Source organism: Streptomyces sp. NRRL S-337 (assembly GCF_000720175.1).
Lineage (GTDB): Bacteria > Actinomycetota > Actinomycetes > Streptomycetales > Streptomycetaceae > Streptomyces > Streptomyces siderophoricus.
On sequence record NZ_JOIX01000021.1, the window covers coordinates 79,238 to 103,579 of the forward strand.

The window sequence follows — 24,342 nt, forward strand, 5'->3', positions numbered from 1 at the left end:
AGGTCGGCTTCGGCCGGTCAGCTGCGCAGGGGGCCTTCGCAGCGGAAGTGGGACGTGCCGGCGCGGCCGTTGGACCAGATGTCGACCTCGCCGAAGGAGCAGTTCATGTCGGTGAGGTTGTTGTCGCCGTGGGTGGCCCGGTCCAGTAGGAAGAAGTCGACGGTCTCGGACATGTCCTTGAAGACCCGGTCGGCGTTGCCGGCGTCGCCGAGGTTCGCCGTGATGCGGCCGTTGCAGGTGAACCGCGGACGGTCCTTCGACCCGGAGGCGTGGCACTCGTCGGGGTTGCTGTAGGTGCTCTTGGCGAAGGACGAGCGGATCTGGTTGGGCGTGCGGTCGGTCAGCTTGGCGAGCGGGACGTGCTTGGTGTCGGGGACGAAGAGGTCGTCGACGTGGGCGATGTTGGTGTCGAGGAAGGCGTCGTACTCCCGCTGGAGTCCTTGGTCCTTGCCGAGGCGGGCGCGCCAGGCGTCGAAGGCCGCGGGGTCGTCGGCCCGCAGGTTCCGGTACATCTCCTTGAGCAGGGAGGGGTGTTCGGCCCACAGGAACTCGAAGAACGTGCCCGCGTAGTTGTAGAAGCGGAAGCCGTCCCCGTCGTACGTGGCGTGCAGGAGCTGGTCGACGGTCATGCGCGGGCCGCCGTTCGCGGTGTCGGCGATGATGCCCCTCACCAGTGACTTGCGGACCTTGATGCCGTCGTCACGGGTGCCGCCGTCGAAGAACTCGGCGGTGCCTTCGTCCATCGCCGTGGTCCGGTCGCCCTCGTACCAAGGACCCTGGCCGAACGTCCCGGGCACCGCCCAGCGGCCGTTGAGGTAGTGCGTGTACTCGTGCCGGAAGAGCTCCTCCAGGGTGAGCGTGGAGTCCTGCGGGACGCGGCGCTGGTAGGTGTAGAAGGTCGCGCCCTGCTCGATGTACATGCCGCCGTTGCTGGTGCTCAGGCCGGTCAGCAGCGGCTGGAAGTTCTCGTAGTCGGCGCGGGAGGCGTACAGGACGATGTGCAGGGTGGAGTTGGTGTCACCCGCCAGCGGCTCCTCGGTGCCGATCACCCGGTGGAACTGCGTCTTGACCTGCTTGCTGGCGTAGTAGAGCTGGTCGACGGTGCCGCGGTCGAGGGCGGTGCGGACCGTGATGCCGTCCGTCCCGTCCTTGCCGTACCTGTAGGTCTGCGGGAAGAGGTGCTTCTCGATGTCCGCACGGCAGACCTTGTACGGCGCGCAGGCGTCGAATTCGATCAGCCAGGTGGCCACCTTGGCCCAAGGGGCGCTGTACGCACCGAAGTTGCGGGCGGTGGTGCCCAGGAGCGGGCCGAGGCCGGCGACGATTTCGTCGTGCAGCCGGTCGATCTGCCCGGTGCGGGCGTACTCGCCGACCGCGTCGCGTACCACCCAGGCGTTGCCCGTGTTCTTGAGGTGGGTGTAGGTGGCGAAGGCCTTGAAGGTGGCGCGGTAGGACGGGTCGGCCACGACCGCGTCGCGGAAGGCGGTGTCCTGGTTGCCCGGGTAGACGCCGAGGTAGTGAACGGACAGGGCGGCGAGGGCGGCGCCGCCCCAGGAGGAGTCCTTGGCGGTGTCCGGGTGGTCCGGGCCCATGGTGGCGAGAACCCGCTTGACCAGCGGGAGCTGGTACTGGCGCAGGCCCTTGGCGCTGGCCGCGTTGAGGGCCTCGCGGAGCGTCTCGGCGTTGCTGCGGGTCACATCGAAGGTGTGAGCGGCCGAGCCGAAGGCGTCGACGGCCCCGCGCATGGCGTCCAGGGTCGCCGGGTCGGTGAGGTCGACCTCCCGGTGGGAGAAGCCCAGGTACGCGACCGCGTGGAGGTAGGTGAACATCTCCAGCAGGTGGGTGCCGTTCCGGCCGTCGTGCGCGGCGGCGAGTTGGCCGATGCGGTGCGCGACGGCCTGGATGTGGTCCTTCGACATGACGGGCGCGAGGCGCTGGTCCCAGTTCCAGATCAGGGTGCGCAGACAGCCGTCGGCGCTGACCTCGGGGGCGGCGAGGAACTCGGTGAACTGTTGTGGGGACAGGCCCGTGATGCCGTCGAGGGTGCACGGGACGGCGGTCTTGCCGATCGTCGCGTGCGGTGTGAGGGCCTTTGCCTTTGCCCTGGCCTTGGGCGTGTGGGTGCCGGGGATGCGGCCGTTGCTGAGCCCGCCGGGGCCCGGTATCCGCAGGGCCGGGGACGTGGGCGCCTTGGCCAGGCGGTCGACCCTGTCGTGCGGTGTGGGCGTGGCAGCCGTCGGGCCGGCGAAGGCGGCCGGGTGCGGGGCCGCGGTGGTTGCGCGCGGAGCGGAGGAGGGGCTGACCGGGTATCCGGTGCCGGCCGCCGTGACGCAGAGCGTCACCGCTGTCGCGGCCGTGAGCAGGGATCTGCGAAGGGTTCTTGAAGGGAACACGAAGCTCTCCTGTGTGGGGGCGGTGAAGCGTGCGCGCCGGGTCCGCGGGGTTCGGGGCCCTGGCTGCCGTACAGGTGCCGACTGACAGGCAGGTGCACGCCATGTGATGCGTAACGTAATAATGTGAAATTGCACTGACAAGCCCTTTGTCGGAGTGCATTTCAGGGAAATCCCTTGCGCTGCCCCTTGGTTCAGACCAGGGGACGTGCCGCGTCCGGGTGCCGTAGCCGCCAGCGCGCGTACGCCGGGCTGTCGGCACAGTCGCGCAAGTAGCCCTCGCGCACCCGCCGCAGGACCGCCTCGCCGTGCCGGGCGAGCGGGCCGTCGCGGTGCCAGGCCAGCACATGCCGGTACCACAAGGGGTTGCCGGCCAGCGGGCGCACCGCCACCCCCGGTACCTCGATGAAGGTGGCCTGACAGAGGCTCACCGCCAGGCCGGCCCGGACGATCTCGATCAGCTGCCGCCCCTCCGCCTCGTAGGGTGCCCGGGGCTGACGGTCGGTCAGTGCGAAGACCGAGGACCAGTACTCGCGGGTGCGGTCGCTGTCCGGGCGGGGCGCGGCCCAGTCCTCCCCGGCGAGCTCGGACAGGCTCACCTCCTCCCGGCCCGCCAGGCGGTGGCTGGCGGGCAGCAGAGCGAAGACGGGCTCCGTGACGAGCGGGTGCAGCAGCACGCCGTCGCGGGGCGGCGGCTCCTGGCCGGGGTGGTCACCGAGGACGGTGGCCTCCAGACGGCCGGCGCAGAGGTCGTCCAGTAGCGGCCCGGGCGCGTACCGGCAGCGGGCGGTCACCTCGGCATCGGGCAGCAACTCCCGCACGGCCAGTAGCAGATGGCCGAGCAGCGGGGCGCCCACCGAGCCGACCCGGAGGCGGGCGGGCGCGGCGGCGCGCCGCGCGGCCCGGTCGGTGTCGGCGAGGAGCTGGTCGACGCCGGGCAGGATGGCGCGGGCGTGGGCCAGCACCAGATCGCCCAGCGGGGTGGGCGCGGAGCCCGCCCGCCGGCGGTCGAACAGCGCGCCGCCCAGGAGGGTTTCGATGCGCCGCAGCTGGGCGCTGAGGCCAGGCTGGGTCATCCCGAGCGACGCGGCGGCCCGGGTGAGGCTGCCGGCCTCGGCGATCGCGCACACCACCCGCAGATGCCGTATCTCCAGATCCATGGCGCGGATGTTATGGACCGACGGGAGGTTCCCGACAGGGTGCGTCAGCCCTCAGTCTCATGTGACATCTCACACTGCACCCCCCATGGAAAGGTCCACGATGACGAAGGCGTTGCACCCCGCCCGCCGCCGACCCGCACCGCTGCTCGCGGCGGCACTCGCCGGGCTCCTCCTCCCCCTCACCGGAGCCCCGCACGCCGAGGCGTCCCATGTGCCCAAGCCGGCGGACCGCGCCACCGACTGCGCGCTGCCGGGCGCCACCGGATGGACGGACGAAGGCCATGACACCGACCACTCCGTGTTCCAGCGCCCCTCCGGGACCCGCAAGGTCGGCATGATCTTCGTGGACTTCCCGGACGCCCCCGCCACCGAGTCCCCGGCCGACGACGCGGCCCGGATCACGCCCGGCGCGGACTGGCTGTGGCAGGCGTCGTACGGCAAGGCGTGGCTCGCCATCTCCCCGCACCGGCACTGGGTACGGATGCCCCGCAACTCCACCGACTACGGCTTCGCTCGCGGCCTCAGCCACGAGGCGCACGAGGCGTACATCAAGGACGCCGTAGCCGCCGCCGACCCCGACGTGGACTTCTCCGCTTACGACATGGTGTACGTCGTCCCGACGAGGAACGCCTCCGCCATCTCCTTCACCCCCACCTATGTGTACGAGCCGGGCACGGCGGGCGTCGTCGCCGACGGGAAGCGCATCAAATGGGCCGTCACCTTCGGGCAGGACATGTGGCACTGGGGGCCCAAACTGGTCGGCCACGAGACCGCGCACACCTTCGGGCTGCCCGATCTGTACGCCTTCGACCCGGGCAATGACACGCACCGTTTCGTGGGCGGCTGGGACGTCATGGGTCTGATCAGCGGGGCCGGACCGCAGTACTTCGCCTGGGAGTCGTGGAAGCTCGGCTGGACCGCCGACCGCCAGGTCGTCTGCCGGGCCTCGGCGGGCAGCGACACCGTCCGGCTCACCGCTGTCGAGTACGGCAGCGGCACGAAGATGGCCGTCATCCGCACCGGCCCGACGTCGGCCTACGTGGTGGAGTCCCGGCGGGCGGCCCGCGCGGACACCGGCCTGTGCGCGACCGGTGCGCTCGTCTACAAGGTCGACTCCTCCGTCGAGACCGGCAAGGGCCCCGTGCAGGTCATGGACGCCAGGCCCGACGCCACCCCGGCGCAGGGCTGCCGGCCCTTGGACGACGCGCCGTACGGAGCCGGGGAGTCGTTCACCGACGCGGCCGCGGGGGTGCGGATCGACGTGCTGGAGGCCGGCACCTACGGCGACACGGTGCGCATCACCAAGTCATAAGCCACCCTGGGGAAAAGCCAGTTGACTGTGCTCCGGCGCCCAGGTGGGCGCCGGGGCACAGCCGTGTGCGGGGGCGGTCAGACCGCTTCGGGGAAGTGACAGGCGACCTGGCGACCGGCCCCGGACTGCTCCGCTCCGCTCAGGACCGGGGCCTCGGTCCGGCAGACGGGCTGTGCCTTGGGGCAGCGCGGGTGGAAGGTACAGCCGGGCGGGGGCGCCGCGGGGCTCGGAGGGTCGCCGAGCAGGGTGATGCGCTCCCGGGCCCGTTCGGCGACCGGATCGGGCAGCGGTACGGCGGACAGCAGCGCCCGGGTGTAGGGGTGTGCGGGAGCCGTGTAGACCCGTTCCTTCGGGCCGATCTCGACGATGCGGCCCAGGTACATCACGGCGACCCGGTCGCAGACCCGTTTGACCACGGACAGGTCGTGCGCGATGAAGAGGTAGGCGAGACCCAGTTCGCGCTGGAGGCGCTCCATCAGGTTGACGATCTGCGCCTGCACGGAGACGTCGAGCGCCGAGACCGGTTCGTCCGCGACGACCAGGCGCGGGCCGGTGGCCAGCGCCCGGGCGATGCCGACCCGTTGGGCCTGACCGCCGGAGAACTCGTGCGGATACCGGTCGAGGTGCTCGGGGATGAGCCCGACCAGCTGCATCAGATCGGCGGCCCGGCGGCGGGCGTCGACCGCCGAACTGCCCTGCGCCAGAAGGGGTTCGGCGATGATCCTGGCCACGGTCTGACGCGGGTTGAGGGAGGCGTGCGGGTCCTGGAAGACCATCTGGAGGTGGCGGCGCAGCGGGTGCAGCTCCCGCTGGCCGAGGTGGCTGATGTCGCGGCCGTCGAAGCTGATCGAGCCGCTCGTCGGCTCCAGGAGCCGCACGATCATCCGGCCGGTGGTGGACTTCCCGCAGCCCGACTCCCCGACCAGACCGAGGGTTTCGCCCGCGGCCACCTCGAAGCTGACGCCGTCGACGGCCCGGACCGGCGCGGTACGGCCCCGCTTGCCGGGGAAGGTCCGGGTCACCTCGTGTACGGACAGCAGCGGGGCCGTGCCCCGGGACGGGGAGCCGGCGGCGGCCGGGGGCGGGGACGTACGGGGCGTCGTCATGGTGTGACCTTTCGGATCTGGTCCGGGCCCTCGGACCGCGGGTCTCCCGGGACGCCGGGTGCGGTGGCCGGGCCGAGCGGCAGATGGCAGGCGACCGCGTGCCCGCCGGAGGCGACCAGCCGGGGCCGGCGACGAGTGCACCGCTCCCGATCGGCCCAGTCGGCCGCCGCCGCCCGCGGGCAGCGGGGCGCGAACGCACAGCCGGGTGTGGGGGTCAGCAGCGAGGGCGGGCTGCCGGGAATCGCGCGCAACGGGGCATCGTCGGCGTCGTCGAGCCGGGGGAGGGAATCGAGCAGGCCGCGTGTGTAGGGATGGGCCGGGGTGGCGAACAGGGCCTCCACCGGCGCCTGTTCGGCCGCCCGGCCGCCGTACATGACCAGGACCTCGTGGGCGACGCGGGCCACCACCCCGAGGTCATGGGTGATCAGGACGACGGCGAGCGAGCGCTCCTGCTGGAGCCGGGCGAGCAGCTCCAGGATCTGGGCCTGGACGGTGACGTCCAGAGCGGTCGTGGGCTCGTCCGCGATGAGCAGGTCGGGTTCACAGACCAGGGCCATGGCGATCATCACCCGCTGCCGCATGCCACCGGAGAACTGGTGCGGGTACTCGCCCGCCCGGCGCGTCGGCTCCGGGATCCCGACCTCGGCGAGCATCTCCACGGCCCGCCGTCGGGCGGCGGCGCGGCGCGAGCCGAAGTGCACCCGGTGGTGCTCGGCCAGCTGCTCGCCGACCGTGTAGTAGGGGTGGAGGCTGGAGAGCGGGTCCTGGAAGACCATCGCCATCCGGCGGCCGCGGAGCCGGCTCAGCTCGCGCTCGGAGAGACCGACCAGCTCCCGGCCCTCCAGGGCGATCGAACCGCTGACCTCGGCCGCGGTGTGCAGGCCCAGCACGGCCATCGAGGTGACCGACTTGCCGGAGCCGGACTCGCCGACGATGCCGAGGGTGCGGCCGCGGTGGACGTCGAAGGACAGGGAGTCGACGGCGTGTACGGGGCCGTGCGGGGTGGCGAACGTCACCGCCAAGTCCCGCACGGCCAGCAGGGGTTCGGTGGCGGTGGCCATCACAGCCTCACTCGGGGGTCGACGACGGCGTACAGGAGGTCGACGGCCAGGTTGGCGACGACGATGAAAGTGGCGGCGAGCAGCGTCACCCCGAGGATCACCGGCTGGTCACCGGTGGTCAGGGCGCCGTAGAAGAGCCGTCCGATGCCCGGGAGGCCGAAGAGCGACTCGGTGATCACCGCGCCGGCGAGCAGCCCGCCCAGGTCCATGCCGAAGAGGGTGAGGAGGGGCGTCATCCCGGCCCGCAAGCCGTGCTTGACGACGACGGTGCGGCGCGGCAGGCCCTTGGCGCGGGCCGTGCGGATGTACGGCTCCGCCATCGTCTCGATCATCGAACTGCGGCTCTGGCGTGCGTACATGGCCGCGTACAGGAGGGCGAGGGCCAGCCAGGGCAGCAGCAGGTTCGACGCCCAGTGCCCGGGGTCCTCGGCGAGGGAGACGTAGCGCGGATACGGCAGCAGGCCGGCCACCCGGATGAGGCCGTAGATCAGCATCATCGAGGTGAAGTAGACGGGCAGCGAGGCGGCGCCGACCGCCCCCACCATCAGGGCGCGGTCGACGAGCGTGTCCTTGCGGAGGGCCGCGACCACCCCGGCGCTCAGCCCGAGCACCAGCCACAGCACGGCCGCACCGACGGCGAGGGACGCGGACACCGGCAGCCGGTCCACGAGGAGGTCCCAGACGGCCTCGCTGTTCTCGTACGAGTAGCCCAGGCACGGGAAGTGGCAGTGCAGGGTGTACCGGCCGCTGCCCATCGTGCGGCCGGTGAAGATCCCGGAGACGAAGTCCCAGAACTGCCGCCACACGGGCTCGTCGAGCCCCATGTGCGCCCGGATCGCCTCCAGCCGCTCGGCGCTGCACGACTTGCCGCAGGCCGCGGCGGCCGGGTCGGAGGGCAGGACGTAGAAGATGGTGAAGGTGACCGCGGCGACGGCGATCAGCACTCCGACGACGGCCACCAGGCGCCGCAGCGTGTAGCGGATCATGTGCGGCTTCCCCTCGGGTCGAGGACGTCGCGCAGGGCGTCGCCGAGCAGCGTGAACGCGAGGACGGTCAGGAACAGGCAGGCGCTCGGGATGACGAAGTACATGGGGTCCGTGTCGTAGAAGGAGACGCTCTCGGCGATCATCTGGCCCCAGGAGGGGGTGGGCGGCCGCACCCCGACGCCCAGGTAGCTCAGGGCCGCCTCGGTGGCGATCATTCCGGGAATGAGGAGGGTGGTGTACGCGATGACGGGCCCGGCGACGCCCGGGAGGACGTCGCGGGTGAGGATCCGCCAGGGGCCGGAGCCGCCGACGCGGGCGGCGTCGACGTACTCGCGGTGTTTGAGGGAGAGGGTCTGGCCGCGCACCACGCGGGCGATGCCGGGCCAGCCGAAGAGGCCGATGACGGCCGTCATCAGCAGGATCCGGTTGACGTCCTTGGCCACCGACATCATCGCGATCATGAAGATGAGGGACGGAAAGGACATGGTGAGGTCCATCAGGCGGGAGAGCAGGGCGTCGGTACGGCCGCCGAAGTAGCCGGCCGCGATCCCGGCCGCGGTCCCGGTGAGGACGACGATCGCGGTGGCGGTGAGGGCGATGAGCAGGGAGACCTGGGCGCCGTGCACGACCCGGGCGAACAGGTCACGTCCGGTGACCGGTTCGACGCCCAGCCAGTGGTCGGCGGAGATCCCGCCGAGCGGCCCGAGGGGCGTGCCGCCGAGGTACGGATCGACGGCGGACTTGTCGAAGGCATCGGGCGACCAGCCGCCGAGCGCGCTCAGCAGCGGGGCCGCGGCCGCCATGAACAGGAACAGCCCGATGACGGCGAGGGAGATCTTCACGGAGGCCCGGCGGCGCAGTTCGCGGCGGACCAGCTGCCCGGGGCGGCCGGGCGCGGCGGACGGGGTGGCCGCCTCCGGGGCGAGCGGCTCGGGTGCGGGGGAGGACATGATGGGCTTGCTCCTCCTCAAGTCCGGCTCTTGGCGGGGTCTTTGAGGCCGACGGAGGCGTAGTCCAGCTGGCCGCCGAAGGAGGTCTGGCCGTAGGCGCCCGCGATGTTGCCGCCGAGCACCAGGGGCCAGCGGCGCACCAGGACCGGGACGGCGGGGGCCTTCTTGAGGATCTCCCCGTCGAGTTGCCGCCATGCCCGGTCGGCCTGCCGGGCGTCGGTCATCGCGGCGATCTCGTCCATCCGCCGCATGGTCGGCCGGTCGCGGAAGAGCGAGTGGTTGCCGGAGTTGCCCTTCTCCTTGATGTACCGGCCGTCGAAGACGAACGGGAGGAACGTCGAGCCGGAGGGGTAGTCGGGGCACCATCCGGTGAAGACCAGATCGGTGCGGTTCTTGGTGTCGCCGATGGTGGCGTAGAACGCGGACGGGTCGACGGTGTTGATGGCGACCTTGATGCCGGCCTTGGCCAGGGACTGCTGGATGGCCTCGGCACGTCCCTTGTCGCCGGAGGACACGGTGATCTCCGTCGAGAAGCCGTCCGGCTTGCCCGCCTCCTTCAGCAGCTGCTTGGCCTTGGCGACGTCTCCGCCGGCAGGGACCTTGGCGGTGTCGGGCTGCTTGCCGCCGAAGAGTGCGGCCGGCATGTAGGCGGTGGACAGGTCGTTGAAGGCCGGGCCGCCGGACGCGGTCAGCAGCGAGTCCTTGTCGAGGGCGTACTGCACCGCCTGCCGCACCCGCACATCGGTGAAGGGCTTCCGCCCGGTGTGCATCTGGACCATGTCCGTGCAGTTCGTCGACTCCGCCAGCAGGCGCGCTCGGACGTCGGCGTGCGGCAGCACCTTGGCCGCGCTCTCCGGGCGCAGTGCGTACCAGGGGACGGCGGAGGCGTCCGGGCCCTGATCGGCGATGAGCCGGTCGTCGATCTGGTTGGCCTTCAGGCCCATCTCCACCACCACCCGGTCCGGGTACGCCTTGCGCACCGGGTCGGTCTTCGCGTCCCAGTGCGGATTGCGGACCAGGACGAGCCGCTTGCCCCGTCCGTACGACTCGATCTTGTACGGTCCCGAGGAGAACGGCCGGTTGTCGTAGCGCGGGCCGTCGTCCCGGGCCCGGGGGACGGGCGTGAAGGTCGGCATGACGGTGACGTCGGGGAACTCCGCGAAGGGCTTGCGCAGTTCGAAGACGATGGTGTGGTCGTCCGGTGTCTTGACGGAGGCGAGGTGCCGGCCGTCCGCGGGGCCCTGGTACCCCTTGGCGCCGGCGAGGTAGCGGGCCGCGTAGTCGGCGCCGCCGGGCAGGTCGGGGGAGAAGGACCGCTCCACGTTGTACTTGATGTCCTGCGCGGTGACGGGTGTGCCGTCCTCGTATCTGACGCCCTTCTTGAGATGGAAGGTCCAGGTCTTCGCGCCGTGGGAGGGGGTGCCGAGGTCGGTGGCGAGGTCGGGGACGAGGGTGCCGCCCGCGGGGCCGGGCGCCGCCCGGTAGGTCACCAGGGTGCGGTAGAGCAGGCGGGTCCCGAAGTCCATGTCGTTCATGACCCAGTTGCGGGCCGGGTCGAGGTGGGTGAAGTCCTGGTTGGACAGCACGGTGAGGGTGCCGCCCCGCTTCGGGGTGCCGCCGACGACCTTGCCCTGGTTGACCAGGGCGGGGTTCTTGCCGCGGCTCCTGCCGTCCGCGGAGTCCTTGCCGCCGGCACAGCCGGCCGTGCCGAGGGCGAGGGCCGCCGCCAGGGAGACCGCAGCGGTACGGGTGCGCTTGTTCATCAAGTGGTCACTCCGAGAACAGTCGGACAGCCGTCAGGCTGGAATGTGACCCGTAACATAGTAATGTGAAATTGCACTGACAAGGTGTCGATCGCCCCGTTACCCAGCTGTGCCCGAGCGAACTGCCGCCGGCAACGGCACATTTGCCCTCAACCCGCTTCTGCAACCCGCTCGGCGACCCGCACCGCGACCGCACCGCAACCGAGGAGGAGAACCCATGACGGAAGCTGTTCCCACCGCCCCGCGCACCGTCAGCCATGACCTGCCCGTCACGCCGGAGCTGGAGCGGTTCCTGGCGAGCGGCTGGGCGGCGACGCCGCTGCCGGACGCCCTCCGGCTGCCCGCCGCCGACGTCACCCCCGCCCGCCGGCAGCGCCTCTCCGCCCACTTCCCCGGCGAGCGGCTGATCGTCCCCGCCGGTGCGCTCACCGTCCGGTCCAACGACTGCGACCACCGCTTCCGGCCGCACAGCGCCTACGCCTGGCTCACCGGCCTGACCGGCGAGGACCAGGCGGGGCACGTCCTGGTCCTGGAGCCGGACGGACCGCACCGGCACGAAGCGGTCCTCTACGTCCGACCCCGCTCACCGCGCACCGACAGCGGCTTCTACCGGGACCGGCGTTACGGCGAGTTCTGGGTCGGCCGCCGCCCCGACCTCGCCGAGGCCGAGCGCATGACCGGCATCCGCTGCGTCCACCTGGACGACCTCGATGCCCTGCCCCCGGGCCGGAACGCCGCCGCGGACCCCCAACTGGCCTCGGTCCTCAGCGAGTTGCGGCTCGTCAAGGACGCCTGGGAGGTCGAGCAGCTGCAGCTCGCCGTCGACCACACGACCGCCGGGTTCGAGGACGTCGTCCGCAGCCTGCCGCGCGCCCTCGCCCACCCGCGCGGCGAGCGCTGGATCGAGGGCGTCTTCGGGCTCCGGGCCCGCGCCGAGGGCAACGGCACGGGCTACGAGACCATCGCGGCCGCCGGTGCCCATGCCTGCGTCCTGCACTGGATACGCAACGACGGCCCGCTGGACGCCCGCCAGTTGCTGCTCCTGGACGCCGGTGTGGAGACCGACACCCTCTACACCGCCGACATCACCCGCACCCTGCCGCTCTCCGGACGCTTCTCCCCGGTGCAGCGGCAGGTGTACGACCTGGTGCTCGCGGCCCAGGAGGCGGGCATCGCCGCGCTGAGGCCGGGTGCGCGGTTCCGCGACTTCCACCGCGCGGCGATGCGGGTGATCGCGGAGGGGCTCACCGAATGGGGTGTCCTGAAGGATCCGGAAGGTGACTTCCACCGCCGCTACACCCTCTGCAGCAGCGGGCACATGCTCGGTCTCGACGTGCACGACTGCGCCCAGGCACGGGCCGACGCCTATCTGGACGGGGTGCTGGCGGAAGGTCAGGTGCTGACGGTCGAGCCGGGGCTGTACCTCCAGCCGGACGACGTGACGCTCCCGCCGGACCTGCGCGGCATCGGCGTACGGATCGAGGACGACCTGGTGATCACGGCGGACGGAGCGCGGCTGATGTCGGGCGCCCTGCCGCGGACGCCGGAGGCGGTGGAGGCGTGGATGGGTGAGCTGATGGAGGGCTGAGCCCACCTGCCACCTGGGGTGTTTCCGGGCCGCCGGCAAGGGAATTGGCGCGGAGCCGGGAGATCCCTTGGCAACGCGGGTGCAATGTGAAATATTACTGACGTGCCCACGAGAAACTCTCCGGATCTCCTCGTCGTCGGGGCGGGCGTGGTCGGCGCCGCCTGCGCCTACTATGCGGCCCGGCGCGGCCTGCAGGTCACCGTGCTCGACCGCGGCTCCGTCGCCGGCGGCACCACCGGTGCCGGCGAAGGCAACCTCCTGGTCTCCGACAAGGAACCCGGCCCCGAGCTCGAACTCGCCCTGCACTCCACGCAGCTGTGGCGCGAACTGGCCGAGGTGCTGCCGTCGCGGATCGAGTACGAGGCCAAGGGCGGCCTCGTCGTCGCCTCCGATGAGAAGGGCCTGGCCGCGCTGCGGGAATTCGCCGCACGGCAGACGGCGGCCGGGGTCACCGCGGAAGTGGTGCCCGGCGGGCGGCTCGGTGACCTTGAGCCGCACCTCGCCCCCGGCCTCGCCGGCGGCGTCCACTATCCGCAGGACGCCCAGGTGCAGCCCGCCCTCGCCGCCGCCCACCTGTTGCGCGCGGCCGGCGACCGGGTGAGCCTCCGGCTCGGCGAGGAGGTCACCGAGATCCTCACCGGCGCCCACGGCGAGGTGCGGGGCGTGCGGACGCCCTCCGGTGACCTCCATGCTCCCTACGTCGTGAACGCGGCGGGGACCTGGGGCGGCGAGCTGGCCCGGCTCGCCGGCGTGGATCTTCCGGTGCTGCCCCGGCGCGGCTTCGTGCTGGTCACCGAGCCGCTGCCGCGCCTGGTGCGGCGCAAGGTGTACGCCGCGGACTACGTCGCCGACGTCGCCAGTGACTCGGCGGCCCTGCAGACCTCCGCCGTCGTCGAGGGCACCCCGGCGGGCCCGGTCCTGATCGGCGCGAGCCGGGAGCGGGTCGGGTACGACCGCTCGCCGTCCGTGGAGGTGCTGCGCCGCCTCGCCGGACAGGCGGTACGGCTCTTCCCGGCCCTCGCCACGATGCGGGCCGTGCGGACGTACGCGGGCTTCCGCCCCTATCTGCCCGACCACCTGCCCGCGATCGGGCCCGACCCACGAAGGCCGGGGCTGCTGCACGCCTGCGGCCATGAAGGAGCGGGCATCGGCCTCGCCCCGGCCACCGGACGGATCATCGCGGAGACCCTGGCTGACGGCGAACTCCCGCTGGACATCAGCCCGTTCAGACCTGACCGGTTCGGCGGGGGAGAGGCGGGATGACCGCCGCCCCGGCCCTGGGCCGACCCCGTACCGACCCCCTGCGAAAGGAGTCGTGTCATGGCGCGTGACCGCAGCCCCGCCGAGCTGGTCGGCGCGGTGCCCGACGCCACGTTCGAGATCACCTTCGACGGCCGCCCGATCGTCGCGCTGCCCGGCCAGTCCCTGGCCGCCGTGCTGTGGGCCGCCGGCATCCTCGCCTGGCGCACCACCCGCGTCGGCGGCCGGCCGCGCGGCGCCTTCTGCGGCATCGGGCACTGTTTCGACTGCCTCGCCACCGTCAACGGGGAACCCAACCGCCGGGCCTGCCTGGTCCCGGCGCGGCCCGGCGACGCCGTCACGACCCAGGAGGGACACGGCCATGCCGAACTCGGCGACCGATGACCCGGAGTACGACCTCGCGGTGATCGGGGCCGGCGCCGCGGGCCTCGCCGGTGCCGTCACCGCCGCCGAACTCGGCCTGTCCGTCGCGTTGTTGGACACCTCCGCCCAGCCGGGCGGGCAGTTCTACCGGCACCCCGCCCCGGCCCTCGGCGCCACCCGCCCCGAGGCCCTGCACCACGACTGGTCCACCTTCACCGGCCTGCGCCGCCGGCTGGCCGACAGCAGCGTGACCCTTCTCGCCGGTCACCACGTCTGGACCGTCGTCCGCGCGGAGACGGGGGGCCGCTGGGACGTGCACGCCGTCACCGGAGCGGACGGCGACGGGGAGCGCCCGGTCCGGGTGCGGGCCCGTGCGGTACTGCTCGCGACCGGCGCGTACGAGCGTCAACTGCCGTTCCCGGGCTGGACCTTGCCGGGCGTGGTGGGCGCCGGGGGAGCGCAGGCGATGCTGAAGTCCGGCCTGGTGCTGCCCGGGAATGGGGTCTCTCCCGCTGGAGCGAAGCCGAGAGCTGGGGGACGGGTCTCCTCTGCCGGCGCGACGTCGAGAGCTGGGGGAAGGGTCGTGGTGGCGGGCAGTGGTCCGTTGCTGCTGGCCGTCGCCGCCTCGCTCGCGAAGGCGGGGGCCCGTGTCCCGGCGGTGGTCGAGGCATCCGGTTACCTCGGCTACGCCCGCCACCCGCGCACTCTCGCCGTCAACGCACACAAGATGGTGGAGGCGGCGATGCACGGCACGGCGCTGCTGCGGCACGGGGTGCGGCTGCGCACCCGCAGCGCGGTGACCCAGGTGCACGGGTCCGACCGGGTGGAGGCCGTCACGGTCTCCCGGCTCGACCGCGACTGGCGGCCCGTACGGGGGTCCGGCCGCCGGATCGTCTGCGACGCCCTGGCGGTCGGCTTCGGCCTCGTCCCGCAGCTCGAACTCGCCACCGGCCTGGGCTGTACCACCCGCCGCGCCCAGGACGGCAGTCACGTCCTCGATCTCGACGCGCAGCAGGAGACCTCGGTACCCGGCATCTGGGCGGCGGGCGAGACGGGCGGCATCGGCGGCGCTCAACTCGCCTGTGTGGAAGGTGAGTTGGCGGGCCTCGCGATCGCGGCCCGGCTGGGCGGGCGGCCCGCGCCCGCCGGCAGTGCTCGGGCCCGTGCCCTGGGCCGGCGGCGCGACCGGATGCGCGCCTTCGCCTCCGTGATGGCCGCGGCACACGCACCCGGCGCCGGGTGGAGCCGGTGGCTCGACGACGCCACGGACGTGTGCCGCTGCGAGGAGGTCAGCGCGGGCCGCATCCGCGAGGCGGTCACCGATTTCGGCGCCCGGGACGCCCGCACCGTCAAACTCCTCACCCGCGCAGGCATGGGCTGGTGCCAGGGCCGGATGTGCGGCGCGGCGGTGGCCTGCCTGGCCGCGGAGGGGCCGGGGGAGGCGCTGCCGCCGTCTCCCGAGCGGCGGCCGCTGGCGGTGCCGGTCCGGCTGGAAGTGCTCGCCGCCCTCACCGAAACGGCCGCGTCGGAATCCGGCGATCCGGAGGCAAGCGCCGCCAGGGAGGAAGGTACCGGCGGCTGAGGGACGCCCCGCGCCCGACGGCCCGCGACCTGCGAGTACCCCGCACCACCTCATGCAATGTCACACGCCACGGCTCTCGCCGCATTCAACAACCCACCAACAACCCACCTACAGAAGGGCTCCCTTCATGACCACCGCCTCCACCGCCACGACCTGGAGTGCCGAACGCCCCTGGCGCGGCATCATGGTCGCCACCGCCCTCCCCCTGCGCGCGGACCGGTCCGTCGACCACGACGCCTACGCCGCACACGTCCGCTGGCTCCTCGACAACGGCTGCGACGGCGTCGTACCCAACGGCTCCCTGGGCGAGTACCAGACCCTGACCGACGAGGAACGTGCCCGCGTGGTGCGCACCGCCGTCGCGGCCGCCGGTGACGGTGCGCGCGTGATGCCCGGAGTGTCCGCATACGGCAGCGCCGAGGCGCGCCGCTGGGCCGAGCAGGCCGCCGAAGAGGGCTGTGGCAGCGTGCTGCTGCTGCCGCCCAACGCCTTCCGCGCCGACGAGTCCGCCGTACGCGCCCACTACGCCGAGGTCGCCCGGGCCGGCGTGCCGATCGTGGGCTACAACAACCCCATCGACACCAAGGTCGACCTGACCCCCGCGCTCCTCGCCCGTCTCCACAACGAGGGCAGCATCGTGGCGGTCAAGGAGTTCACCGGCGATGTGCGCCGGGCGTACGAACTGGCCGAACTCGCCCCCGGACTGGACCTGTTGATCGGCGCCGACGACGTGCTCCTGGAGCTCGCACTGGCCGGCGCCGTCGGCTGGATCGCCGGATACCCCAACGCCTTCCCCGCCGCCTGCGCCGAGCTCTACCGTGCCGCCGTGGCCCAGGACCTGGACACCGCCCTGCCGCTGTACCGGTCCCTGCACAGCCTGCTGCGCTGGGACTCCAAGACCGAGTTCGTGCAGGCCATCAAGCTGTCCATGGACATCGTCGGCCGCCCCGGCGGTCCCACCCGGCCGCCGCGGCTTCCGCTGCCCACCACCATCGAGGCCGAGGTGCGGGCAGCCACCGAGAAGGCCGTCGCCGCCGGCCACCGCTGACCGGGAGGAGATCATGCGCACCCGCCACGTCTTCCACGCCGTCGACTCACACACCGAAGGCATGCCCACCCGCGTGATCACCGGCGGTGTCGGGGTGATCCCCGGCACCACCATGGCCGAGCGTCGGCTGCACTTCATCGAGCACCTGGACCACCTGCGCACCCTGCTCATGTACGAGCCGCGGGGCCACGCCTCCATGAGCGGCGCCATCCTCCAGCCCCCGACCCGGCCCGACGCCGACTACGGCGTGCTGTTCATCGAGGTCTCGGGCCTCCTGCCGATGTGCGGACACGGCACCATCGGCGTGGCCACCGTCCTCGTCGAGACCGGCATGGTCGAGGTCACCGAGCCCGTGACCACCGTCCGCCTCGACACCCCCGCCGGCCTGATCAGCGTCGATGTGCAGGTCGAGGACGGACGCGCCACGGCCGTCACCCTCACCAACGTGCCCGCCTTCTGCGTCGGCCTCGACCTCACGGCGGAGGTGCCGGGCCACGGCACGGTGACGTACGACCTCGCCTTCGGCGGGAACTTCTACGCCTTCGTCGACCTTGACGCCCTGGGACTGCCGTTCGACCGGGCCCGCAAGGACGATCTGCTCGCCGCCGGGCTCGCCCTCATGGACGCGATCAACGCCTCGCCCGACCGGCCGGTCCACCCGACCCGGCCGGAGATCGCGGGCGTCAAACACGTCTACCTCGCCGCCCCGGGCGCGGACGCCCACCACTCCCGGCACGCCATGGCCATCCACCCGGGCTGGTTCGACCGCTCGCCGTGCGGCACCGGCACCAGTGCGCGGATGGCCCAGTTGCACGCCCGCGGCTCGCTGCCCCTGCACCGCGACTTCGTCAACGAGTCCTTCATCGGCACCCGGTTCACCGGGCGGCTCGTCGAGGAGACGGAGATCGGCGGAGTGCCCGCCGTCGTGCCCCGCATCACCGGGCGGGCCTGGATCACCGGCACCGCCCAGTACTTCCTGGACCCCGACGACCCCTTCCCCGGAGGTTTCCTCCTGTGAGCACCGCCCTGGCCCCGGTTGTCTCCCGCAACCCGGCCGACCCCTCCGACGTGGTCGTGGAGACCGCCTCGCCCGGCGCGTTCGCCGCCGCCGACGCCGTCGAACGCGCCCGCACCGCACAGCCCGGCTGGCTGCTCGGCGGCGCGGCCGCCCGCTCGGCCGCCCTCGGTGCGATCGCCACCGCCGTCGAGGCGGCCGCGGACGAACTGACCGCGCTCGCCGTACGCGAGGTGGGCAAACCGGTCACCGAAGCCCGCGCCGAGGTGGCCCGCACCGCCGCGATCTGGCGCTACTACGCCCAGGCCCCGCACGACCCCACCGGTGCCGTCCACGAGACGGCCGCCGGTCCTGGGCTGCTGCTGACCCGCCGCCGTCCGCACGGCGTCGCCGGCCTGATCACCCCCTGGAACTTCCCGTTCGCCATCCCCACCTGGAAGGCGGCCCCCGCCCTCGCCGCGGGCAACGTGGTCGTCCTGAAACCCGCACCCGACGCCACCGCCTGCGCGCTGCGCCTGGCCGAGATCGTCCAACAGGCCCTGCCCACCGGGGTGTTCACCGTGCTGCCCGGCGGTGCCACCGAGGGGGACGCCGTCGTCTCGTCCGCGGACGTCATCTCCTTCACCGGGTCCACCGCGGTCGGCCGGGCCGTCGTGGGGACCGCAACCGCCCGGGGCGTCCCTGTACAGGCGGAGATGGGCGGGCTGAACGCGGCGATCGTCCTGCCGGACGCCGACATGGACACCGCGGCCGCGCACATCGCTGCCGCGATCGCCGGGTACGCCGGCCAGAAGTGCACCGCCACCAGCCGCGTGATCGCCGTGGGCGCCGCCCTCGCACCGCTGCGCGAGGCGCTGGCCGCCCACCTGCGGGCCCTGCCGGTGGGCGCCCCCAGCGACCCCGCCACCGTCTGCGGCCCCCTCATCAACGAGCAGGCCCGCGACCGCGTCGTCGAGGCCCGCCGGGGCCTGCCCGACCTCGTGACCACCCCCGCCCCTACCGGGGGCGACGGCTGGTACGCGGCACCGGCCCTGCTGGAGAACGTCCCCCCTGACCACCCACTCCTGCGGGAAGAGACCTTCGGTCCGGTCGCCGTACTGCTCCACGCCGACAACCTGGACCGGGCGGTGCGGATGACCAACTCCGTTCCGTACGGCCTGGTCACCTCGGTGCACACGGCATCCCTCGACACGGCCCTGCACGGACTCGACCGGCTCGACACCGGCATGATCCGGATCAATGCGCCTTCCACCGGCGTCGACTTCCACCTGCCGTTCGGCGGCACCAAGGCATCCAGCCACGGACCGCGCGAACAGGGCCGCGCCGCCCTGGACTTCTACACCTCGACCCGCACCTACACCCTCGCTCCCGCACACCCGTAGCCACCTGCGAAAACAACGTGACATTGTACGCTGGTGATCCGCTCGGCCACGAGGGACAGGGCACGAAGGGAAACACCACGACATGGGCCACCTCACGCAGCGCAACCTCAACACCACCAGGGAGCGCCTGCGCGACCAGGTCGCCCACCACCTGCGGGCGGCCCTGATCTCGGGCGAACTCCGCCCCGGCGAGGTCTACTCGGCGCCCGGCCTCGCGGAGGACTTCGGCATCTCCGCGACGCCGGTGCGCGAGGCGATGCTCGACCTGGCCCGCGAAGGCCTGGTCGAGCCCGTCCGCAACAAGGGCTTCCGGGTCACCGAGGTCAACGAACGCGACCTCGACCAGTACACCGAGATCCGCACCCTCATCGAGGTCCCCATGATCGGCCGCATCACGCGCAGCGCCTCCCGCGAGGACCTGGAGGCGCTGCGCCCGGTCGCCGAGGAGATCGTGCGCGCCGCCCGCGACCACGACCTCATCGGTTACCTCGACGCCGACCGCCAGTTCCACCTCTCCCTCCTCGCCCTCGCCGGGAACGACCGGCTCGTGGAGACCGTCGGCGACCTGCGCAAGCGCTCCCGCCTGTACGGCCTGACCGCCCTGGACGAACGCGACCAGCTGCTCCCCTCGGCCGAGGAACACATCGAACTCCTCGACCTGATGGTGGCCGGGGACGCCAAGGCCGCCGAGAAGTGCATGGCCCGCCACCTGGGCCATGTGCGCTCCCTGTGGGCGCAGGGCGCGCAGGACCGTATCCCCGCCCGGCGCGGCCGGGACGCCCGCCTGAGCTCCCGCTGACGACCGGACCACGCCCGGGGCGTGCCGGGCGGTGCCGGGCCCTGCCGGGCCGTGCACAACACGGCGTTATGGCCGAGCGGGAGTTCCCGCGGCGCCGGCGGGACCACAGACTGTCCCAGGCCGGTCAGACCACACCTCACCCACCCGCCCGGGAAGGGCTCATGAACCCCGCATACACCACCGTCGATCACACCTTCACGGTCCCCCTGGACCACGCCGCCCCCGGCGGCGAGACGATACGCGTCTTCGCCCGCGAGATCACCGACCGCTCCCGCGCCCACGAGGAACTGCCCTGGCTGCTGTATCTGCAGGGCGGCCCGGGCGGCAAGTCCCCCCGCCCGTCGGCCACCTCGCCCGGCTGGCTGGCCCACGCGCTGACCACGCACCGCGTCCTCCTCCTCGACCAGCGGGGCACCGGCCGCTCCACCCCCCTCACCGCACGGGCCGCCGAGCGCTTCCGGGACCCGGCCCAACTCGCCGCATATCTCGGCCACTTCAGGGCGGACTCGATCGTCGCCGACGCCGAGCTGATCCGCCACGCGCTGTGCGGCGGGGAGCCCTGGGAGACACTCGGCCAGAGCTACGGCGGCTTCCTCACCCTCACCTACCTCTCCCAGGCCCCGGAAGGACTCCGGGCCTGCTACGTCGCCGGCGGCCTGCCGGGCCTCACGGCCACCGCCGACGACGTCTACGCCCGCACCTATCCCCGCGTACGCGACCGCGTCCACGAGTTCTACGCCCGCTATCCCGACGACGCCCGACGCCTGCGTCAGGTGGCCGATCTGCTCACCGCGCAGGACATCCGCCTGCCCGACGGGGACCGGCTCACCGTCCGCCGGCTGCGCACCCTCGGCCTGCTGCTCGGCATGGGCGACGGGTTCGAGCGTCTGCACTGGCTGCTCGACGAGGCACTGGACGGTGCCGGCGAACCGACCGACACCTTCCTGTACCAGGTGATGAACCTGACGGGCTTCACCGACAACCCGCTCTACGCCGTCCTCCAGGAAACCCTGTACGGCCAGGGCGCCGGCCCCACCGGCTGGGCGGCCTCCCGTGCCCTCGCCGCCTTCCCCGAATTCACCGGGGCCGCGGACCCGCTGCTGCTCACCGGCGAGATGATCTACCGCTGGATGTTCGAGGACATCCGCGGTCTGCGTCCCTTCGCGCAGGCCGCCGACCTGCTCGCCCGGCGCACCGACTGGCCGCCCCTGTACGACCCGGACCGCCTCGCCGCCAACCGGGTCCCGCTCGCCGCGATCGTCTACCACGACGACATGTATGTGGACGCGGGTCTGTCCCTGGACACCGCCCGCAAGATCGGCGCCGCCCGGGTCTGGGTCACCAACGAGTGGGAACACGACGGGCTCACCGCCTCCGGCGACCGGGTCCTCGCCCGCCTGATGGACCTCGCCGCGGGCCGCGCCTGACGCCACCCCTTCGGGCCTCTCGCTCCGTAGCCGCTGTCTTTCCGGAGCCTCTGTCTTTCGGTAGAGGGCGGGTCGCCCCCAGGGAGTAAGGGGACCCCGTACCGGGCCCCCGATAATCGACCTCATGTCCTCCAGCGCACCGTCCGCCTCCCCCAACCGTCCTCCCGCCCGCAGCCCCTTCACGGGCCCCGGCGAGGACGGGCGGCGGCTGTGGCGGGCGGCGGGCGAGGCGGTGCTGGCCCTGGCGCTGGTGCTGCTCACCTACCAGGCCGAGTCGGAGATCGACGCCAGGCTGAGGGGCGGGGCGGTGGCCCTGGGACTCGTCGGCGTCGCACTGGTGGTGGTGCGGCGCCGGTTCCCGGTGGCCGGTGTCGTGGGGCTGGCGGCGCTGATGGGAGTGGTGCCTTCCGTGGCGCCGCTGACCGCGGTCGCCGCCTACACCTCGACCCGGCAGCGGGAGACGCCGCGGCGGCCGGTCGCTCTTCTGCTGGTGGCGGCCGCCTCGGCGATGGCGACATGCGCCGTGTCCGCTCCCGTGCTGGGGCCCGGCAGCTGGTCGTTCGGTCTTGCGCTGGGTGCGGTGCTCGCCGTGACCACGGTGATCGTGCCCGGCCTGGTCGGTGCCGGCGCGGGACAGCAGGACCGGCTGCTGCGGGCGTGGCGGGAGCGTACGGCCGCTGCCGAGGAGGCGCGGCGGCTGGCGGACAGCGAGGCGCGGGTGCGCGAGCGGTCGCGGATCGCCGCGGAGATGCACGATCTGGTCGGGCATCGGCTGAGCCTGGTCTCCCTGCACGCGGGTGGTCTGGAGATGGCGCTGAGCAGGACCGCGCCCGAGCTGCGGGACGAGGCCGCCGTCGTGGGCCAGGCCAGCCGGGACGCGATGCAGGAACTGCGCGAAGTGCTGGGCGTCCTCGGCCCGTTGGGCCGGGACACCGGAACCGACGCGCTGACGGATGCCACGGGTACCCGTGCGGACATCGAGGCACTGATCGCGGAGTCGCGCAGCGGCGGTATCCCCGTCGAGTTCTCCTGGGAAGGGCCGGATCTCGATGCGCGGCCGGCCCGGGTACGCCGGGCGGTCCACCGGGTGGTGCGCGAGTCGCTGACCAACGTCCACCGGTACGCGGCCGGGGCCCAGGTCACCGTGAGCGTGCGCCACGGCGACGCGCTGGTCGAGGTGCGGGTGCGCAACGGTGTGCCGCCGGTCCCGCCCGCCGCCACGACCGGTCTCGGCACCGGACGCGGGCTGATCGGGCTGCGGGAGCGGGTGACACTGCTCGGTGGTGACCTGGAGGCGGGCCGCACGCCGGGCGGCGGCTTCGCCGTGGCGGCCGACATCCCTGCCGACCCCCGGTTCGGTGCGGAAACGGCGGACGTGGAGCAGTACGAGAACGAGCCGGCCCTCACCGGCGCGACCGACAGCGGCCTCTCCACCCTCCAACGGCGCCTCGCCGGTGCCGTCACCGGGCTGCTCGGCTTCGCGGGGGTGGGCGTGATGATGATGTTCGGCGTCGCGCTGGTGGTCGGCGCGTACGGCCCGGTGTACCACAGCCCCGAAAAGCCCCGGGTGGGCATGACCCGCGAGCAGGTGCAGCGGGTGGTGGCCGGGGACGACGACGCGGTGCGCGCGGCCGCCGCCGGGCGCGAGCCGCCCCGGCCGGCGTCCGCGACCGACTGCATCTACCCGTGGGGCGCCGGGGTGGCCAAGGGCGGCCGACTGGAGATCGTCCGCTACTGCTTCCGGTCCGACACCTTGATCGCGATCGACCGTTTCACCGTGCCGATGGTGACCGAAAAGCCGACCTCACCCCACCCTGGGAGCACGACACATGACTGACCAGGCCAACTCCACGGGCTTCGGGGCGGGCGCGGCGATCCGGGTGCTGCTCGCCGACGACGAGGAGATGATCCGGCACGGCATCCGGCTGATCCTCCGGCACGCCGACGGCATCGACGTGGTGGCCGAGGCCGTCAACGGCGCCGATGCCGTCCGGCTCACCGCAGAGCACCGGCCCGACGTGGTGCTCCTCGACATCCGCATGCCCGTACTCGACGGGCTTTCGGCCGTCGAACCGCTGGTCGCCCTCGACCCCAGGCCGCAGGTGGTCATGCTCACCACCTTCGGCGAGGACGACAACGTCGTCCGCGCACTACGGTCCGGCGCCACCGGCTTCCTGCTCAAGGACACGGGCCCGCAGGAGCTGATCAGCGCGGTACGGGCGGCGGCCGCGGGGGACGCGGTGCTCTCGCCCGGCGTCACCGGCACCGTCATCCGCCGGATGCTGAGCGGCGGCGGAGCGACTGAACCGGACAGCAGGGTGGCGGGCCTGACCGGCCGGGAGCGCGAGGTCCTGGTGATGCTGGGCGAGGGGCTCTCGAACCCGGGGATCGCCAAGCGGCTCGGTATCGGCGTGGGAACGGTCAAGACCCACGTCAGGTCGATCCTGGAGAAGACCGGCTGCGACAGTCGCGTCCAGGCCGCACTGCTGGCGCACCAGGCAGGACTCATGAGCTGACCGCTCGTCCGGAGCCGTTGGTTTTCTCTCCGCAACTGCCCATGAGGCGACGGGTGTTGGGGCGGCAAGCACACCGCCGTCCGCAATGCGGAACTCGCCCAAGAGAAAGGCCGCCGGGACGGGACTGAACCACCTGGGTCCCCGTATTCCTGCCCTCCGCAGTCCTGCCCGCATTCTTGTCCGCATTCCCGCAGCGGAGGTAAAGGTGCGGACCCCTCGACGACCCTCTGTCGACCTCTGACCACTCTGCGAATTTCCGCTGTCCCGACGGAACCACGGCGTTGATCAGCTCATCTCACAGGGCGTCCCGATAGGGGGCGTCTGGGGAATAAACGGGATTGGTTCAGTGATGCGGGAATTCAGCCGTAGGGGCATGCTCGGGCTCGGCGCAGGGGCGGCGGCCGCGCTGTCGGTCGCCGGTTGTTCCTCCGCCGGGTCGTCGGCCTCGGGCAAGGTCGGGACCAAGCCGGGGAAGGGGGCGCAGGGCAGGCCGATCGGTGACGGGTCGACCGCGTACACCGGTAAGCAGCCTCATCAGCCGTCCAGGCCGGAGCGGTTGGCGCCGGGTCAGAAGCCGCCGCAGTTCGTGGTGTTTTCCTGGGACGGTGCGGGGGAGGTGGGAAATGGTCTCTTC

19 protein-coding genes and 1 pseudogene are annotated in these 24,342 nt (G+C 72.5%); 13 read left to right on the forward strand and 7 right to left on the reverse strand.

Going from position 1 to position 24,342, the window contains the following annotated elements:
- Nucleotides 1–17: 17 nt before the first annotated feature.
- The gene (locus IG62_RS0117925; RefSeq protein ID WP_030803449.1) at nucleotides 18–2,393 is read right to left on the reverse strand and encodes a collagenase; all 2,376 of its coding nucleotides are present in this window, start codon (nucleotides 2,391–2,393) and stop codon (nucleotides 18–20) included.
- Between the two features lie 191 nt (nucleotides 2,394–2,584).
- The gene (locus tag IG62_RS0117930; RefSeq protein ID WP_030803452.1) at nucleotides 2,585–3,550 is read right to left on the reverse strand and encodes a LysR family transcriptional regulator; all 966 of its coding nucleotides are present in this window, start codon (nucleotides 3,548–3,550) and stop codon (nucleotides 2,585–2,587) included.
- A gap of 100 nt (nucleotides 3,551–3,650) precedes the next feature.
- Here IG62_RS0117930 and IG62_RS0117935 point away from each other — a divergent pair, with 100 nt between their 5' ends.
- Nucleotides 3,651–4,862 (forward strand): M6 family metalloprotease domain-containing protein, encoded by a 1,212-nt coding sequence (locus tag IG62_RS0117935; RefSeq protein ID WP_030803454.1) that lies wholly within the window; start codon nucleotides 3,651–3,653, stop codon nucleotides 4,860–4,862.
- Nucleotides 4,863–4,939: 77 nt separating this feature from the next.
- Here IG62_RS0117935 and IG62_RS0117940 read toward each other — a convergent pair whose 3' ends face one another.
- From IG62_RS0117940 to IG62_RS0117960, 5 genes are all read right to left on the reverse strand, one after another.
- Nucleotides 4,940–5,968 (reverse strand): ABC transporter ATP-binding protein, encoded by a 1,029-nt coding sequence (locus IG62_RS0117940; RefSeq protein ID WP_030803457.1) that lies wholly within the window; start codon nucleotides 5,966–5,968, stop codon nucleotides 4,940–4,942.
- The gene (locus IG62_RS0117945; RefSeq protein WP_051798204.1) at nucleotides 5,965–7,029 is read right to left on the reverse strand and encodes an ABC transporter ATP-binding protein; all 1,065 of its coding nucleotides are present in this window, start codon (nucleotides 7,027–7,029) and stop codon (nucleotides 5,965–5,967) included. Before IG62_RS0117945 ends, IG62_RS0117940 begins: the two co-directional genes overlap by 4 nt.
- Complete coding sequence (locus tag IG62_RS0117950) at nucleotides 7,029–8,015, reverse strand: ABC transporter permease (RefSeq protein WP_030803462.1); 987 nt, start codon at nucleotides 8,013–8,015, stop codon at nucleotides 7,029–7,031. Before IG62_RS0117950 ends, IG62_RS0117945 begins: the two co-directional genes overlap by 1 nt.
- Nucleotides 8,012–8,818: an ABC transporter permease gene (locus IG62_RS0117955; RefSeq protein WP_234326595.1), complete on the reverse strand. Its 807-nt coding sequence runs from the start codon at nucleotides 8,816–8,818 to the stop codon at nucleotides 8,012–8,014. The genes IG62_RS0117950 and IG62_RS0117955 overlap by 4 nt, the downstream gene beginning before the upstream one ends.
- Before the next feature lie 164 nt (nucleotides 8,819–8,982).
- Nucleotides 8,983–10,728 carry an ABC transporter substrate-binding protein gene (locus IG62_RS0117960; protein WP_030803468.1) on the reverse strand — a complete coding sequence of 582 codons (1,746 nt, stop codon included), beginning with the start codon at nucleotides 10,726–10,728 and terminating at the stop codon, nucleotides 8,983–8,985.
- Nucleotides 10,729–10,945: 217 nt separating this feature from the next.
- Between IG62_RS0117960 and IG62_RS0117965 the strand changes: the two genes are divergently transcribed.
- The 12 genes and pseudogenes from IG62_RS0117965 to IG62_RS48750 all read left to right on the forward strand — a co-directional run.
- Nucleotides 10,946–12,316 carry an aminopeptidase P family protein gene (locus IG62_RS0117965; RefSeq protein WP_030803471.1) on the forward strand — a complete coding sequence of 457 codons (1,371 nt, stop codon included), beginning with the start codon at nucleotides 10,946–10,948 and terminating at the stop codon, nucleotides 12,314–12,316.
- Nucleotides 12,317–12,418: 102 nt separating this feature from the next.
- On the forward strand, nucleotides 12,419–13,579 hold the full coding sequence (locus tag IG62_RS0117970; RefSeq protein WP_030803474.1) for an NAD(P)/FAD-dependent oxidoreductase: 1,161 nt from the start codon (nucleotides 12,419–12,421) through the stop codon (nucleotides 13,577–13,579).
- A 57-nt stretch (nucleotides 13,580–13,636) separates the two neighbouring features.
- Nucleotides 13,637–13,960 carry a (2Fe-2S)-binding protein gene (locus tag IG62_RS0117975; RefSeq protein WP_030803477.1) on the forward strand — a complete coding sequence of 108 codons (324 nt, stop codon included), beginning with the start codon at nucleotides 13,637–13,639 and terminating at the stop codon, nucleotides 13,958–13,960.
- Nucleotides 13,938–15,521 (forward strand): NAD(P)/FAD-dependent oxidoreductase, encoded by a 1,584-nt coding sequence (locus tag IG62_RS0117980; protein WP_030803480.1) that lies wholly within the window; start codon nucleotides 13,938–13,940, stop codon nucleotides 15,519–15,521. Before IG62_RS0117975 ends, IG62_RS0117980 begins: the two co-directional genes overlap by 23 nt.
- A 127-nt stretch (nucleotides 15,522–15,648) precedes the next feature.
- The gene (locus IG62_RS0117985; protein WP_030803483.1) at nucleotides 15,649–16,569 is read left to right on the forward strand and encodes a dihydrodipicolinate synthase family protein; all 921 of its coding nucleotides are present in this window, start codon (nucleotides 15,649–15,651) and stop codon (nucleotides 16,567–16,569) included.
- 13 nt (nucleotides 16,570–16,582) lie between these two features.
- Nucleotides 16,583–17,587 carry a proline racemase family protein gene (locus IG62_RS0117990; RefSeq protein ID WP_030803486.1) on the forward strand — a complete coding sequence of 335 codons (1,005 nt, stop codon included), beginning with the start codon at nucleotides 16,583–16,585 and terminating at the stop codon, nucleotides 17,585–17,587.
- On the forward strand, nucleotides 17,584–18,966 hold the full coding sequence (locus IG62_RS0117995) for an aldehyde dehydrogenase family protein (protein ID WP_030803489.1): 1,383 nt from the start codon (nucleotides 17,584–17,586) through the stop codon (nucleotides 18,964–18,966). The genes IG62_RS0117990 and IG62_RS0117995 overlap by 4 nt, the downstream gene beginning before the upstream one ends.
- Before the next feature lie 82 nt (nucleotides 18,967–19,048).
- Nucleotides 19,049–19,765 carry a GntR family transcriptional regulator gene (locus IG62_RS0118000; protein WP_051798206.1) on the forward strand — a complete coding sequence of 239 codons (717 nt, stop codon included), beginning with the start codon at nucleotides 19,049–19,051 and terminating at the stop codon, nucleotides 19,763–19,765.
- Nucleotides 19,766–19,926: 161 nt separating this feature from the next.
- Nucleotides 19,927–21,192 (forward strand): alpha/beta fold hydrolase, encoded by a 1,266-nt coding sequence (locus tag IG62_RS0118005; RefSeq protein WP_030803496.1) that lies wholly within the window; start codon nucleotides 19,927–19,929, stop codon nucleotides 21,190–21,192.
- 124 nt (nucleotides 21,193–21,316) lie between these two features.
- Entirely contained in the window at nucleotides 21,317–23,029 is a 1,713-nt protein-coding gene (locus IG62_RS0118010; protein ID WP_030803499.1) for a sensor histidine kinase, read from the forward strand.
- Nucleotides 23,022–23,708, forward strand: a complete 687-nt coding sequence (locus IG62_RS0118015; protein WP_037838515.1) for a response regulator — start codon at nucleotides 23,022–23,024, stop codon at nucleotides 23,706–23,708. Before IG62_RS0118010 ends, IG62_RS0118015 begins: the two co-directional genes overlap by 8 nt.
- Before the next feature lie 349 nt (nucleotides 23,709–24,057).
- Nucleotides 24,058–24,342, forward strand: a pseudogene (locus IG62_RS48750) (hypothetical protein); the annotation flags it as partial.

Excerpts from the sequence above, each read along its gene's own strand:
- IG62_RS0117935 (WP_030803454.1), top strand. The coding sequence starts at position 3,651 with ATGACGAAGGCGTTGCACCCCGCCCGCCGCCGACCCGCACCGCTGCTC.
- IG62_RS0117930 (WP_030803452.1), bottom strand. The coding sequence starts at position 3,550 with ATGGATCTGGAGATACGGCATCTGCGGGTGGTGTGCGCGATCGCCGAG.
- IG62_RS0117990 (WP_030803486.1), top strand. The coding sequence starts at position 16,583 with ATGCGCACCCGCCACGTCTTCCACGCCGTCGACTCACACACCGAAGGC.
- IG62_RS0117960 (WP_030803468.1), bottom strand. The coding sequence starts at position 10,728 with ATGAACAAGCGCACCCGTACCGCTGCGGTCTCCCTGGCGGCGGCCCTC.
- IG62_RS0118005 (WP_030803496.1), top strand. The coding sequence starts at position 19,927 with ATGAACCCCGCATACACCACCGTCGATCACACCTTCACGGTCCCCCTG.
- IG62_RS0117985 (WP_030803483.1), top strand. The coding sequence starts at position 15,649 with ATGACCACCGCCTCCACCGCCACGACCTGGAGTGCCGAACGCCCCTGG.
- IG62_RS0118015 (WP_037838515.1), top strand. The coding sequence starts at position 23,022 with ATGACTGACCAGGCCAACTCCACGGGCTTCGGGGCGGGCGCGGCGATC.
- IG62_RS0117940 (WP_030803457.1), bottom strand. The coding sequence starts at position 5,968 with ATGACGACGCCCCGTACGTCCCCGCCCCCGGCCGCCGCCGGCTCCCCG.
- IG62_RS0117980 (WP_030803480.1), top strand. The coding sequence starts at position 13,938 with ATGCCGAACTCGGCGACCGATGACCCGGAGTACGACCTCGCGGTGATC.
- IG62_RS0117965 (WP_030803471.1), top strand. The coding sequence starts at position 10,946 with ATGACGGAAGCTGTTCCCACCGCCCCGCGCACCGTCAGCCATGACCTG.
- IG62_RS0118010 (WP_030803499.1), top strand. The coding sequence starts at position 21,317 with ATGTCCTCCAGCGCACCGTCCGCCTCCCCCAACCGTCCTCCCGCCCGC.
- IG62_RS0117955 (WP_234326595.1), bottom strand. The coding sequence starts at position 8,818 with ATGGCGGCCGCGGCCCCGCTGCTGAGCGCGCTCGGCGGCTGGTCGCCC.
- IG62_RS0117950 (WP_030803462.1), bottom strand. The coding sequence starts at position 8,015 with ATGATCCGCTACACGCTGCGGCGCCTGGTGGCCGTCGTCGGAGTGCTG.
- IG62_RS0117975 (WP_030803477.1), top strand. The coding sequence starts at position 13,637 with ATGGCGCGTGACCGCAGCCCCGCCGAGCTGGTCGGCGCGGTGCCCGAC.
- IG62_RS0117945 (WP_051798204.1), bottom strand. The coding sequence starts at position 7,029 with ATGGCCACCGCCACCGAACCCCTGCTGGCCGTGCGGGACTTGGCGGTG.
- IG62_RS0118000 (WP_051798206.1), top strand. The coding sequence starts at position 19,049 with ATGGGCCACCTCACGCAGCGCAACCTCAACACCACCAGGGAGCGCCTG.